Source organism: Streptomyces sp. UF-297 (genome assembly GCF_058245575.1).
The window spans coordinates 42,930-56,695 of sequence record NZ_JBSIBZ010000071.1 but is presented as its reverse complement, the minus strand read 5'-3'; the positions used below and the strand labels follow the sequence as shown (position 1 = coordinate 56,695).

Sequence of the window (13,766 nt, the reverse complement as noted above, 5' to 3'; positions counted from 1 at the left end):
CGTTCGGCCTGCGGAGGGGGCAGGCCGAACGACTCGTGCAGCACACCCTGTTCAGTGTGGAGGGCGGGCACGCCGCGGGCGCCGCGCTGCTGGAGGCGGGGTGCACGGGAGTGGTCTGCGGCAGCGACCTGATGGCGCTGGGCGTCGTACGGGCGGCCCGGCAGCGCGGCCTGGACGTGCCGCGGGCGGTGTCGGTGGTGGGCTTCGACGACTCCCGGCTGATCGCCTTCACCGACCCGCCGCTGACCACGGTGCGCCAGCCGGTGCAGGCGATGGCCACGGCCGCGGTGGGCGCGCTGATCGAGGAGATCCAGCAGGTGCGCGCGCTGTCCCAGGGGGAGAGCGGGGAAAGCCCGGTGCGGCACACGGAGTTCGTCTTCCAGCCGGAGCTGGTGGTGCGCGGTTCGACGGGGCCGGTACGGGCAGGGGCGTGAGCCGCGGCGTCGGCGCGGTGCGCAACACCACTGCAATCTCTTGCGCAAAACCTTGCACCACGGCGGGGTGGCGACTAGAACCGTCAACGGCCCCACGGACATGGCGCCTTGCCGCACCGGGGCCACTCCTCACCCCCCTCAGGAGGACCCCATGCACCATCGGTTCCGTATACCGAGCAGACCGGCGAGCGCCGTTCTCGCGCTGCTCACGTGCGCATCGGCCGCTCTCGCCGCCCCACCGGCGCAGGCCGCCCCGCCCGGCGACAAGGACGTCACCGCCGAGCTCTTCCAGTGGCGCTACGACGCGGTCGCAAGGGAGTGCAAGAACACGCTGGGGCCCGCCGGTTACGGCTATGTGGAGGTCTCCCCGGCCACCGAACACATCCAGGGCGGCCAGTGGTGGACCTCGTACCAGCCGGTCAGCTACCAGATCGCCGGCCGGCTCGGCGACCGCACCGCCTTCAAGAACATGATCGACACCTGTCATACGGCGGGCGTCAAGGTCGTCGCGGACGCCGTCATCAACCACATGTCCGCCGGCTCCGGCACCGGCACCGGCGGCTCGTCGTACACCAAGTACACCTACCCGGGCATCTACCAGCCCCAGGACATGGACGACTGCACCGCGCGCATCGACAACTACAAGGACCGCTTCAACGTCCAGCGCTGCGAACTGGTGGGCCTGGCCGACCTGGACACCGGCGAGCCTTATGTCCGCACCCGCATCGCCCGCTACCTGGACGACCTGCGCTCGCTGGGCGTGGACGGCTTGCGCATCGACGCCGCCAAGCACATGGCGGCCGAGGATCTGGCCGCCATCAAGAGCCAGGTGAAGGACCCCGGCGTCTACTGGAAGCAGGAGGCCATCCACGGCGAGGGCGAGGCCGTCTCGCCCACGGAGTACCTGGACAACGGCGACGTGCAGGAGTTCCGCTACGGCCGCGACCTCAAGCGGGTCTTCCAGAACGAGAAGCTCGCCTATCTGAAGAACTTCGGCGAGGGCTGGGCCTATATGCCCAGCGGGAAGGCCGGGGTGTTCGTCGACAACTGGGACACCGAGCGCAACGGCACCACCCTCACCTACAAGGACGGCTCCGACTACACCCTCGCCAACGTCTTCATGCTGGCCTGGCCCTACGGCTCCCCGGACGTGCACTCCGGCTACGAGTTCACCGACCACGACGCCGGGCCGCCCAACGGCGGGGCGGTGAAGGCCTGTTGGCGGGACGGCTGGAAGTGCCAGCACAAGTGGCCCGAGATCACGTCCATGGTCGCCTTCCGCAACGCCACCCGCGGCCAGGCCGTCACCGACTGGTGGGACAACGGCAACGACGCCATCGCCTTCGGGCGCGGCGGCAAGGGCTTCGTCGCCGTCAACCACGAGAGCGGCGCGATCAACCGTACGTTCCAGACCTCCCTCGCCGCCGGGGACTACTGCGACGTACAGAGTGGCCGGAAGGTGAGCGTGGACGGCGCCGGGCGGTTCACCGCCGCCCTCGGCCCCAACACCGCCCTCGCCCTGCACACCGGCGCCCGGACCTGCTGACCGCCCGTCCGCGCAGCTGACCGTCCGACTTTCCGCCGACGACCTGAAGGAGCCTTTACGTGAGCGGCACCCTTCGCCGTACCGTGACAGCCGTGGCCATGGCTTTGTGTGCGGCGGTCCTGACGACCTCGCCACCCGCCGACGCCGCGCCCCCGCCGGAACCGCAGCAGGTCAAGGCGGAGGCGCAGTGGATCGACCGCGACACGGTGGTGTGGAAGGGTGCCCAACGCGCCGATGCGCGACTGGAGTTCGGGGGTGCCGGGCGGCTGCGCCTGCCACCCGCCCGGCTCACCCCGGCCGAAGCGGCCAAGTACCCCCACCTCAAGGACTTTCCGGCCTTCGCCGTCGACCCGCGCGACCTGCATCTGATCCCCGGCGCGCTGCGCGAGCGCGTCGTGGCCACCCAGGGCGCGCCGGGCGGGCCGCGCGCCACCACCGGCGTGCAGATACCCGGCGTCCTGGACGACCTGTACGGGCCGGCCGCCCTGCGCGCCGACCTCGGCCCCGTCTTCCGGCACGGCCGCCCCACCCTGTCCGTCTGGGCGCCCACCGCACAAGAGGTGGCGCTGGAACTGGACGGGCGCACGGTCCCGATGCGCCGGGACGACGCCAGCGGCGTGTGGAGCGTACGGGGCAAGCGCGCCTGGAACGGGAAGCCCTACCGGTACGTGGTGCGCGTCTGGGCCCCGAGCGCGGGCGCCTTCGTCACCAACCGCGTCACCGACCCCTACTCCACCGCCCTGACCACCGACTCCGCGCGCAGCCTGATCGTCGACCTCACCGACCCCAAGCTCGCGCCCCGCGGCTGGCACCGGCTGAAGAAGCCGCGCGCCGTACCCCTGCGGGCCGCCCAGATCCAGGAACTGCACATCCGGGACTTCTCCGTGGCGGATGGCACCTCCCGCCACCCCGGCGGCTATCTCGCCTTCACCGACCGCGGATCCGACGGCATGCGGCACCTGAAGTCCCTGGCCCGCGCGGGCACGTCGTACGTCCATCTGCTGCCCGCCTTCGACATCGGCACCATCCCCGAGCGGCGCTCCGACCAGGCGCGGCCCGGCTGCGACCTGGCCGCGCTGCCCGCCGACTCCGAGCGGCAGCAGGAGTGCATCGCGAAGACCGCCGCCAAGGACGCCTACAACTGGGGCTACGACCCGCTGCACTACTCCGTCCCCGAAGGGTCCTATGCCTCAGAGCCCGAAGGGCCGCTGCGGACCGTGGAGTTCCGGCGGATGGTCCAGGGCCTGAACCGCACCGGACTGCGCACCGTCATGGACGTCGTCTACAACCACACCGTCGCCGCCGGCCAGGACCCCCGCTCCGTACTGGACCGGATCGTGCCCGGCTACTACCACCGGCTGCTGGACGACGGCAGCGTGGCCACCTCCACCTGCTGCGCCAACACCGCGCCCGAGCACGCCATGATGGGCCGGCTCGTCGTCGACTCCGTCGTCACCTGGGCCCGGCACTACAAGGTCGACGGCTTCCGCTTCGACCTCATGGGCCACCACCCCAAGGCCAACATCCTCGCCGTGCGCAAGGCCCTGGACGCGCTGACCCCCAAGAAGGACGGCGTCGACGGGAAGGCGATCGTCCTGTACGGGGAGGGCTGGAACTTCGGCGAGGTCGCCGACGACGCCCGCTTCGTCCAGGCCACCCAGAAGAACATGGCGGGCACCGGCATCGCCACCTTCAACGACCGCTCGCGCGACGCGCTGCGCGGCGGCGGCCCCTTCGACGCCGACCCGCGCGTCCAGGGCTTCGCCTCCGGTCTGTTCACCGACCCCAACTCCGCGCCCGCCAACGGCAGTACCGACCAGCAGCGGGCCCGGCTGCTGCACTACCAGGACCTCATCAAGGTCGGACTGAGCGGCAACCTCGCCGAGTTCACCTTCACCGACAGCGCGGGCCGCACCGTCAAGGGCTCCCAGGTCGACTACAACGGCGCCCCCGCCGGATACGCCGCCGCCCCCGGCGACGCCCTCGCCTACGCCGACGCACACGACAACGAGACCCTCTACGACGCCCTGGCCTTCAAACTCCCGCCCGCCACCTCCGCCGCCGACCGGGCCAGGATGCAGGTGCTGGCCATGGCCACCGCCGCGCTCTCCCAGGGCCCGGCCCTCTCCCAGGCGGGCAGCGACCTGCTGCGCTCGAAGTCCCTGGACCGCAACTCCTACGAGAGCGGCGACTGGTTCAACGCCATCCACTGGGACTGCGCCCAGGGCAACGGCTTCGGCCGCGGCCTCCCGCCGGCCGCCGACAACCGCGACAAGTGGCCCTTTGCCCGCCCGCTGCTGGCCGACCCCGCGCTGCGCCCCGGCTGCGCCGCGATCACCGGCGCCTCGGCCGCGTACCGCGATCTGCTGCGCATCCGCTCCACCGAGCGGGACTTCGGCCACGCCACCGCCGCCGGGGTGCAGGCAGCGCTGTCCTTCCCGCTGTCCGGGAAGTACGAGACACCGGGCGTGATCACCATGCGGCTGGGGCGGCTGGTGGTGGTCCTCAACGCCACGCCGCAGCGCCAGGAGCAGCGCGTCGGCGCGGTGGCGGGGCAGCGGTACGCGCTGCATCCGGTGCAGGCCAAGGGGGCGGACAAGGTGGTCAAGTCGGCTGCCTACGAGCGGGGTTCGGGGACCTTCGTCGTACCGGCGCGGACGGTCGCGGTGTTCGTACGGGGCTGAGTACGCGTACAGGGCAGTACACCTACGGGGTGCGTGCGCGGCCGCGTGCCGGGGAGGGGCTGGGGGCCGGGACCGGGTGTCAGTCCTGCCGGTCCTCGTCGTACCTCTCCTGGCCGTGCCGCTCCCGCTCCGCGCGGCACGGCCGGTCCGGCCACGGGAAGGACTCGTCCATGCTGTGCACGGGCTGGCACAGCACCAGGGCCAGATCGTCGTGGGGCGGGGTGACGGTATGGGCCTCCAGCAGGCCGTGCAGCGCGTCGAGGGCGTCCTTGAGCAGCGGCTCGGTCAGCGCGGCGCGCACCGGCTCGCCCAGGGCGAACAGCGTCCCGCCCGGCGAGCGGGCCTCGGTGAGGCCGTCGGTGTAGAACAGCAGCCGCTCGCCGTCGCCGAGGCGGGCGCGCTGCTGGAGGGGGTCGGGGTTCAGGCCCAGCGGGGGCGAGGGGTCGGCGGGGGAGAGGTGCTCCAGGCGGTGGCCGATGCGCAGCGGGGGCGGATGGCCGCAGTTGACCAGGCGCACCTCGCCGCGCGCGAACTCCGCGAACACGGCGGTGACGAAGTCCTCGGGCTCCAGCTCGGGGGCGAGCCGGGCGTTGAGGCCCTTGGCCAGGGTCGGCAGATCGCAGGAGGTGTACGCCAGGTCCCGGAAGGCGCCTATCGTGGCCGCCGCGAGCCGGACCGCCTCCAGGTCGTGGCCCCGTACGTCGCCGACCAGGACGCGCAGGCCGAAGGGGGTGCGCGCGATGTCGTACAGATCGCCGCCGATCACCGCGGCCCGGCAGGCGGAGTAGTAGCGGGTGGCGACCTCGACCCCGCCCAGCCGCAGGGAGAGCGGGCGCAGGATGGCCCGCTGGGCGACCTGGGCGACCCGGGCCAGCTCGGCCTCCCGGGTGGTGCGGTGCAGGGCGATCCGCGCCGCCGCCACCCCGCCCAGCGACAGGACCACGCACTGGACCACGAACTCCGCGGTGGGCAGGGAGTGTTCGAGGGCTCCGAGGGTGAGGGCGACGGCCATGGTCACGGCGGCGACGACGGCGGTGTGCCGGCCGTCGAGGCGCCCGCAGGCCAGCAGCGGACCCACCAGCAGTGAACCGAGCAGGAGGGTGGGCCGCCCGCCCGCCACTCCTGTGAACGCGAGCAGGGCGACCGGGGCCAGGGACAGCAGGACCCGTCCCCCCGGTCCTTGCCACCACTGGGTGCTCTTGGTCACGAACCTTGCCTCCCCACAAGGGTGGTGAGGGCGACACTATTCCCCGCTGAGCGCTGGATGGCGACCTATTGATCACAGGTGGCGGGAGTTGATCGGGTGCTTTCGGCGTATGACGCGGTGGTGAGACACCCTGCCGCTTTTGCGCGGGGTGCGCGGGTGGCGCCTGCGCGCGTATCCCCGACGTGCGCTCCTTGCACGCTCCGCGCGCCATTTGGACAACTCGCGACCGTACTGATGCGATCGCCTGCGATAGGCGTGTGGCGTGGGTCACTCTGTACCTCGTCGCTACCAGGGCGTGGGGAGCCGGTCGAGGGAAGCAGGCATCGTGGCGGGGAACGGCAGGATCCGGTGGGTGGGCAACCTCCCGGCGGAGACCACGAGTTTCGTGGGACGCAAGGACGAACTGGCACGGCTGGAGGGCGTACTGGCGCGGTCCCGGCTGGTGACCTTGACGGGCGTCGGCGGGGTCGGCAAGTCGCGGCTGGCGCTGCGCGCGGCGGACGCGGCGCGAGCCGAATTCCCGGACGGCGTATGGCTGGTGGAGCTCTCGCCGGTGCGCGACGGGATGCTGCTGGCGGCCACGGCCGTGGAGGCGCTGAGCCTGTCCGACCAGGGCGGCCGCCCGCTGCGCGAGGTGCTCGGCCAGTGGCTCGTCGACAAACGGCTGCTGCTGGTGCTGGACACCTGCGAGCATGTGGCCGCCGACTGCGCCGAGTTGCTGCTCGAGCTGCTGGCGGTGGCCCCCGGGCTGAAGGTCCTGGCCACCAGCCGGCAGCCGCTGGGGCTGGACGCCGAGGACGTGATGGAGCTGCGGCCGCTGAGCGTGCCGGGGGAGGTGTGCGACACCGAGAGCGCCGAGAGCGCCGAGAGCGAGGCCCTCCAGCTCTTCCGGGAGCGGGCCGCCGCCGCCTCGCCCGGCTTCACGCTCACCGGCCCGCAGCGGGGGCCGGCGGCCGAGCTGTGCCGCCGCCTGGACGGCATCCCGCTCGCCATCGAGCTGGCGGCGGCGCGGCTGGGGGACTGGCCGGTGGACGAGCTGGCCTCCCGGATCTCCGGCCGCCTGGACCTCCTCGCCGCGTCCGGTACGACAGAACTTCCCCGGCACCGCACGATGCTCACGGCCATCGGCTGGAGCCACGAGCTGTGCCGCCCGCTGGAGCGCCTGCTGTGGGCACGGCTGTCGGTGTTCGCCGGCGGCTTCGACCTGGACACCGCCCAGATGGTCTGCGCCCGCGGCCCCCTGCCCGCCGGGCAGATCCCCGGCCTGCTGGAGGAGTTGGTCGCCAAGTCGATCGTGCTGCGCGAGCACCGCGCGGGCCGGGAGCGGTACTGCCTGCTGGACACCCTGCGCGAGTACGGGACGCAGTGGCTGGTGGAGCTGGGCGAGGACAAGGACCAGCGGCGGCGGCACGCCGAGCACTATCTGCGGCTGGCCCGCAGGGGCGCGGCCGAGTGGATCGGCCCCGACCAGGTGGAGTGGTCCGCACGGCTGACCGCCGAGCACGCCGACGTACGGGCCGCGCTGGAGTACCACTTGGTGGAAGGGGAGCCCGCGGACGCGCTCGCGATGGCCGGCGCCCTGTGGTTCTTCTGGATGGCCTGCGGCTTCCTGCGCGAGGGACGCCACTATCTGGAGCGGGCGCTGGCTCTGGAGTGCGCGCCCGGACCGGAGCGCGACGAAGCGTTCTGGGCCCATGGAGTGCTCACCCTGATCCAGGGGGACCAGACCGCCGGGCTGCGCACGGGCGAGGAGTGTCTGGCCGCCGCGCGGGGGCGGGACGATCCCGATGCGGCGTACCCCGGCATCTATCTCGTAGGGGCGAGCCGGGTGCTCATGGGGGACTGTCTGGGGGCGCTCGAAGCGCTTCAATGGCGAGCCACACCGCCACGGAACAGCCGCTACCGGGGTATCTGGCTGCTGATCGGCGTTTCCCGCGGCTTTGCCCTCGTCGGCCGGGGGGAACTGGACGCCGCGGCGGCGGAGATGGACACGCTGCGCAGGGAGCACCTCGGCCCCGGGGAGCAGTGGATCCGGGCGTTCGCCGCCTATGTGCAGGCGCTGGCGGATCTCGGCCGGGGCCGGATCGCCCCGGCCATCGACCACGCACGTGCCGCGCTGTCGGGCAAGGCCGTGCTGCGTGACGTCCTCGGTCTCGCGATGACGGTGGATCTGCTGGCCTCCGCGACCGCGGCGGCCGGCGAGGGGGCGCGGCCCGCCCGGCTGCTGGGCATCGGGGAACGGTGCTGGCGGACCGTGGGCTCGCCGCAGTACGGCTCCGTGAGCTTTGCCCAGGCCCGGCGGGCCTGCGAGCAGCAGGTCCGGGGCGCGATCGGCGACACCGCCTTCGAGGCGGAGTTCCGGCGCGGGCTGGAGTACGGGCGCGAGGAGGGCCTGGACTACGCCCTCACCTCAGACGCTTCTCCAGGAGGGTGACGGCGTACGGACTGCCGCCCCCGTCCTGTTTGGCCCGCTGCTCGCCGACGACCGTGTACCCGGCCGCCTCGTAGTAGCGCCGCAACCGCGGATTGGCCGCCAGGCAGTCCAGCCGGCTCACCTCCCGCCCGGCCTCGGTGATCCGCTCCTCGGCCCGCGCGAGCATCGCCCGGCCCGCGCCCGCCGGGGCGCTCGTGCGGTCCACCATCAGCCGGTGGACATAGCCCGCCACCGGCGGCTGCGGCCCCCAGGCGGGGAGGTCCTCCCACCACAGCTCCCAGCCGCCGACGGCCACCCCGCCCACCTCCGCGAGCCAGACCTCGCCCTCCTTCATCCGCAGCCGGAAGTGCTCGGCGTCCTTGCCGCCCGGTTTCCACTGGTCGATGCCCGACTCCCGCATCCAGCGGGCCGCGCCGTCGTACAGACCGGTGAGCACCGGCAGGTCGGCCGGGTCGTCGGTGCGCCGAAAAGTGATCATGTCCATGCGCGGGATTGTGCCCTACGCGCCTGCTCGGCCGCCCCTGGGAAAGGTCACCCCGGCACGCTGCGCCGCGTGGGCGCGATCAGCTCCCACCGGCTCGCCGATTCATGACCCCACTTCCAGCGAAGGGCCACGCGGCGCCGTTCACAGCGGCTGGGGCGCCAGTGCCAGCAGCCGGGCCACCAGGTCCCCGAACGGCCCGCCGGCCGGCTCGTCGGCGAGCATCCGGCGCAGGGTGTGGGCCATCTCCTCGTCGTAGGCGGCGCTGACCGCCGTCAGTGCCGCGAAGTCGTGCACGAGCTGGCGCTCCAGCTCGCCGCGCGGGATGCGCCGCCCGTCCAGCCACAGCAGCGCCGTGGTCTCGGCCAGCGAGATCCACGAGCGCACCACCAGCTCCAGGCGCGGGGCGGGGGCGGAGACCCCGAGGTGGGACAGGATCTGCTCGTACGCCGCCTGCCGCACCCCGTCGATCATCGCGCTCGCCTTGCTCGACCCGATGGCCGGACCGCCGCGCATCAGCGCGGAAAAGCCGGGGCCGTGCACCTCCACGAAGTCGAAGAAGCGCTCGGTGACCCGCAACAGCCGGGCGCCCAGCGGGCCTTCGTGCGGTTCGACGAAGCGCGCGGCCAACTCGTCGGCGGCCCGCCGCAGCGCGGCCTCGTACAGGCTCTGCTTGCCCGGGAAGTAGTGGTAGATCAACGGCCGGGATATCCCGGCGGCCTCGGCGATCTCGTCGATCGACACGTCCTCGGGGGAACGGTGGCTGAACAGATCGAGCGCCACGGCGATCAGCTGCTCGCGCCGTTCTTCCACACCCATCCTGCGGCGCGCCCCGGTCGTCATACGAACACCCTAACGACCGCGGGCGCACCGGGGAATCACAGGTCCAGGACCAGCCGTCCGCCGCGCGCCCGCGAGACGCAGATCAGCGCCGAGTCCGCGCGCTCCGCGTCGGTCAGCAGCTCGTCGCGGTGGTCCACCTCGCCGTCCACCACCCGCACTTGGCAGGTGCCGCAGAAGCCCTGCTCGCAGGAGTACGGCAGGTCGGGCAGGGCCGCGCCCCGCACCGCGCGCAGCACGCTGGTGCCGGCCGGTACGGTCACCGTGCGGCCCGTGCGGCGCAGCTCCACCTCGAACTCGGTGTCCTCACCCCGGAGTTGAGGTGCGGCGCTGAAGTGCTCGGTGTGCAGGGTCAGCCCCGGGGGCAGCAAAGCGGCCACCGCGTCCATCAGCGGCTCGGGGCCGCAGCAGTGCACGGCCGTGTGCGGCGGGGCGGCGGCCAGCGCGGCGGCCAGGTCGGGGAGCCCGTCGGTGTCCTCGGCCACGACCGAGACCCGCTCGGATCTGGCCCCCGCCAGCTTCTCGATCTCGGCCAGGAACGGCATCGAGGCGCGCGACCGCCCGCCGTACACCAGCCGCCAGGGCACCCCGTCCCGCTCGGCCTGCCGCAGCATCGGCAGGATCGGGGTGATGCCGATGCCGCCCGCGATGAAGAGATGGCCCGGGGCCTGCTGGAGGGGGAAGCGGTTGCGCGGCCCGCGCACCTCGACCGCGGCGCCCTCGCGCAGCTGCTCGTGCACCTCGCGCGAGCCGCCCCGGCCGCCCGACTCCTCCTCGATCAGCCGGACCGCGATGGTGTACGCGCCGGTGTCGGCCGGATCCCCGCACAGGGAGTACTGGCGCACCGCCCCCGACGGCAGCACCACATCCACGTGGGCACCGGGCTCCCAGGCGGGCAGCGCGTCCCCGGCCAGCCGCAGCCGCAGCACGCCCGCGGCCTCCTGCGTCCGCTCGGCCACCCGCAGCCGCAGCGCGCCACGGCCGCCGCGCCCGGTGCCCGATACGGGGTTCTCCAGCGCGGGCAGCGGCCACAGCGGCGAGCGCCGCACCCGGCTGCGCAGCGCCTGCCGTGCGGCCAGCGCGGCCCCGGCCAGGGCCAGCACGGTGTGCGCCCTGGGCATCTCAGGCGGCTCCCTTCGTGCGGTCCTCGGCCGCGGTCGCGGCGGGGGAGGCGGCGAGATAGGCGACGGCCTGCTGCGTACTGCCGTGCTGCGAGGGGTGGTAGCGGCGGCTGAGGTACTGCGGGATCGAGCGGACCATGGCCCCGGTGGTGGGCAGCACGCCCTGCCGCCCGGCGCGGAAGAACTCCGTGAAGGTGGCGTGGCCGTTTGTCAGCGTCGGGTCGTTCTCCATGAAGTAGCGCACCCCGCGCTGCCACAGGAACACCAGCGCCGAGAACGCCGTCGCCCAGGTCCGCACCCGCCGCCGGTAGCCGCCGTCGACGTGCACGAACAGATCGAAGGCCACCGAGCGGTGCTCGACCTCCTCCGCGCCGTGCCAGCGCAGCAGGTCCAGCATGGTCGGATCGGCGCCCCTGGCGTCCAGCGCCTTCGCGTTGAGGACCCAGTCGCCCAGGAAGGCGGTGTAGTGCTCGATCGCGGCGATCATCGCGACCCGCTCCATCAGCCACCACTGCCGCGCCCGCCCCGGCGGCAGCGTACGGTCCCCGAGCATCTTCTCGAAGAGCCAGTCGACCTGCGCGGTGTACGGGGTCGGGTCCAGGCCCAGGTGCTTGAGGTGCGGCAGCACGTCGTCGTGCGCCTGGGAGTGCATCGCCTCCTGGCCGATGAACCCGATGACGTCCTGGCGCAGTTGCTCGTCGCGTATCTGCGGCAGCACCTGCTTGTAGACGTGGACGAACCAGCGCTCCCCGGCCGGCAGCAGGAGGTGCAGCACATTGATGGTGTGGGTGCTGGCCGGGTCGCCGGGAATCCAGTGCAGGGGGGTGTCCGCCCAGTCGAAGGCGACGTTGCGGGCCTTCAGCGGGGTGTGCTCGGACGCGACCGGCTGGGGCCGCAACGAGGCCGTATTAGACATGGCGTCAATGTACTGGCGGGTAAGCGGTCGGCAATACCCCTGTGCGACAAGGTTTTCGAGCGGGCCCGGCGCTCCCGGCGCCCGCTCCCTGTCTCTTCCCGGTCCCTTCTCGCGGCTCAGTGCAGCGCCGACAGCCGCCCGCCGTCCGCCAGCTTCGCGGCCAGTTCGGCCCGCGCCCCCGCCTTGGCGCGTACGGCCAGCGTCCGGCCCTCGGCGCGCGCACCGACGCCGCCGGACGCGGTGATCTCCGCGACGTCGGGGCTGCCCGCTGCCAGCAGCCACCACTGCCCGCCCCGGGCCTTCCACAGCACGCCCGCCAGCGCGCGCGGCGCCCGCGGACCGCAGGCCGTACCGCCCTCGGCGCGCGCCGCCACCGCCCCCGGAGCCTGCGGCCGCCCGCCCCCGGCCGGGCCCTGGAACTGCGCGAGGGTACGGCTGCCCGTACCGCGCCAGGTCTCCGCGCGGGTGCACACCCACGCCGCGCTGCCGCCGCCCTCGGGCAGCTGCTGGCGCGCGAACTCCCAGGAGTTGACCTCGCGTACGCCCCGCCCGCGCACCGCCGGGAGATGGCAGGCCGTGCGCGCCCAGGCCGTACGCGCCTCCTGGCCGCCGAGCGCGCGCGGATGCCGGGGGTCGCCGTAGGTGAGCCGGGCCGGGGTCAGCTCGCCGAGGTCGGTCAGCACCTGCCCGTCCATACGCAACGCCGGCCAGCCGGTGCAGTCGCGGGCCTGCGCGGGCGAGCGCAGCGGATCGCTCACCCCGTCCTCGCCGATGCGCAGCGCCTGCCCCGGCGCCTGGGGCGTGAGCAGATCGATCTGCTCGGCCTTCTTGACCCAAGGAGCCGTCAGATAGCGGACGTTGCCGTCGCCGCGGTCGATCACCAGCGCGGCGGATCCGGCGGGGCCCGCCGCGTCGGTACGGGCGAAGTCGAGCGCCGCACCCTCGGCCGAGCCGTCCGCGGACTCGGCGTAACGGACCACCCGCAGCCCGTCGTAGAGCATCACCACCGCGGCCCGGCCCACCACGCCCGCGTACAGCAGCCGCGGCGGCCCCGCCGCGGGCCCGGTCGCGGTCTCCGGCGTCGCGGACACCCGCACCCGGGCGCCCGGCCTGGCCCACACCGCCAGCGCCCGCCGCAGCAGGCCGCGATCGCCCAGCCGGTCACCGCGCGCGGGCCAGGCCGAGAAGTCCTCCCTGGCCCCGGTCCGCCACGCGTCCGCGTCCGCATGCGTCAACCGCGCCGGATCCAGGGCAGCTTGGGCGGCCGCGTTGCGGGCGTAGGGGGGAGCGGCGGCGCCGTCGGGCCCCCAGCCGTCGCCGGGCAGCCCCAGCAGCGCACCGCACACCAGCACCGCGGCGCCCGCCGCCACCATGGCGCGTACGTGCTGGCGCCGCCGCATCAGATCGGTCGGCCGCGCCTGGAGCGTGCACGGGTCGAACTCCGCGGACTCCAGCAGCGACTGGTCCTTGCTGCCGGCCGGTGACCCGGCCCGGTCCGCCTCGGCCAGCGCCCCCGCCGGGTCCTCCACCCCGGCGGCGGCCAGCGCCGCGTACACCTCGGGGTCGCTCATCGCCTCCAGCCCGCGCAGCACATACGCGGCGCGCCCCGGGCCCGAGAGCGCCGACAGGGCCTGGTCCAGGGCGAGTTCATCGGCGCCGCCGGAGCGCGGGAACAGCCGCAGGCCCCACACCTGGGGCAGCAGCGGGGGCAGCGGCACCTCCCGGCGCACCACCGGCAGCCGCAGACGGGGGTGCTCGGCGGCCAGCGCCGCGCGCAGCACCCGCAGCCGGATCAGCTGGTGCCCCGGGTCGAGTGCCGCCGCGCCCCGCCTGCCGCGCTGCGCGGGCAGCCCGAGCCGCTCGGCGCTGGTGCGGTTGCGCGGCAGGGCGCGCTGGACGACGGAGTGGGCGGTCAACACCCGCCGGTTGCGCCCCAGTTTGGGCGGAAGGACGAGATAGGCCAGGCGCACCAGCCGCGGGTAGTGCTCGACGAGTGCGGCCTCGGCCTGCTCGACGTCGATGACGCCGACGGGGGAGGTGCGGTCCGAACGGGGCGCTGTCGCCTGCTGCTGTTCCACGTTAGGTGAAACGAGTGAATCCTGC

Annotated in this window: 10 protein-coding genes; 4 read left to right on the top strand and 6 right to left on the bottom strand. The window is 73.6% G+C overall.

The window, feature by feature from the left end; translation table 11 throughout:
• The 3 genes from AC4IJH_RS31650 to pulA form a co-directional block, all read left to right on the top strand.
• A partial coding sequence (locus AC4IJH_RS31650) for a substrate-binding domain-containing protein (RefSeq protein ID WP_490855366.1) occupies positions 1–434 on the top strand: 434 nt, incomplete at its 5' end.
• 151 nt (positions 435–585) lie between these two features.
• A complete protein-coding gene (locus AC4IJH_RS31645) occupies positions 586–1,980 on the top strand; it encodes an alpha-amylase (RefSeq protein ID WP_490855365.1) in 1,395 nt (464 codons plus the stop codon).
• 59 nt (positions 1,981–2,039) lie between these two features.
• The gene (gene pulA, locus AC4IJH_RS31640; RefSeq protein ID WP_490855364.1) at positions 2,040–4,664 is read left to right on the top strand and encodes a pullulanase-type alpha-1,6-glucosidase; all 2,625 of its coding nucleotides are present in this window, start codon (positions 2,040–2,042) and stop codon (positions 4,662–4,664) included.
• 79 nt (positions 4,665–4,743) lie between these two features.
• Here pulA and AC4IJH_RS31635 read toward each other — a convergent pair whose 3' ends face one another.
• Entirely contained in the window at positions 4,744–5,871 is a 1,128-nt protein-coding gene (locus AC4IJH_RS31635) for a PP2C family protein-serine/threonine phosphatase (RefSeq protein ID WP_490855363.1), read from the bottom strand.
• Positions 5,872–6,223: 352 nt separating this feature from the next.
• Here AC4IJH_RS31635 and AC4IJH_RS31630 point away from each other — a divergent pair, with 352 nt between their 5' ends.
• Entirely contained in the window at positions 6,224–8,305 is a 2,082-nt protein-coding gene (locus tag AC4IJH_RS31630; protein WP_490855362.1) for an ATP-binding protein, read from the top strand.
• Here the strand turns inward: AC4IJH_RS31630 and AC4IJH_RS31625 are convergent.
• The 5 genes from AC4IJH_RS31625 to AC4IJH_RS31605 all read right to left on the bottom strand — a co-directional run bounded on the left by AC4IJH_RS31625 (position 8,277) and on the right by AC4IJH_RS31605 (position 13,741).
• Positions 8,277–8,789, bottom strand: coding sequence for a GNAT family N-acetyltransferase (locus AC4IJH_RS31625; RefSeq protein ID WP_490855361.1), 513 nt, complete (start codon positions 8,787–8,789; stop codon positions 8,277–8,279). The two genes, AC4IJH_RS31630 and AC4IJH_RS31625, sit on opposite strands and share 29 nt — an antisense overlap.
• Before the next feature lie 141 nt (positions 8,790–8,930).
• Positions 8,931–9,629, bottom strand: a complete 699-nt coding sequence (locus tag AC4IJH_RS31620) for a TetR/AcrR family transcriptional regulator (RefSeq protein ID WP_490855360.1) — start codon at positions 9,627–9,629, stop codon at positions 8,931–8,933.
• Between the two features lie 35 nt (positions 9,630–9,664).
• On the bottom strand, positions 9,665–10,747 hold the full coding sequence (locus tag AC4IJH_RS31615; protein WP_490855359.1) for a PDR/VanB family oxidoreductase: 1,083 nt from the start codon (positions 10,745–10,747) through the stop codon (positions 9,665–9,667).
• Position 10,748: 1 nt separating this feature from the next.
• Positions 10,749–11,663 (bottom strand): metal-dependent hydrolase, encoded by a 915-nt coding sequence (locus tag AC4IJH_RS31610; protein WP_490855358.1) that lies wholly within the window; start codon positions 11,661–11,663, stop codon positions 10,749–10,751.
• 116 nt (positions 11,664–11,779) lie between these two features.
• Positions 11,780–13,741, bottom strand: a complete 1,962-nt coding sequence (locus tag AC4IJH_RS31605; RefSeq protein ID WP_490855357.1) for a hypothetical protein — start codon at positions 13,739–13,741, stop codon at positions 11,780–11,782.
• Between the last annotated feature and the right edge of the window lie 25 nt (positions 13,742–13,766).

Coding starts and splice junctions, on each gene's coding strand:
- AC4IJH_RS31615 (WP_490855359.1), bottom strand. CDS start 10,747: ATGCCCAGGGCGCACACCGTGCTGGCCCTGGCCGGGGCCGCGCTGGCC.
- AC4IJH_RS31610 (WP_490855358.1), bottom strand. CDS start 11,663: ATGTCTAATACGGCCTCGTTGCGGCCCCAGCCGGTCGCGTCCGAGCAC.
- AC4IJH_RS31620 (WP_490855360.1), bottom strand. CDS start 9,629: ATGACGACCGGGGCGCGCCGCAGGATGGGTGTGGAAGAACGGCGCGAG.
- AC4IJH_RS31645 (WP_490855365.1), top strand. CDS start 586: ATGCACCATCGGTTCCGTATACCGAGCAGACCGGCGAGCGCCGTTCTC.
- AC4IJH_RS31625 (WP_490855361.1), bottom strand. CDS start 8,789: ATGGACATGATCACTTTTCGGCGCACCGACGACCCGGCCGACCTGCCG.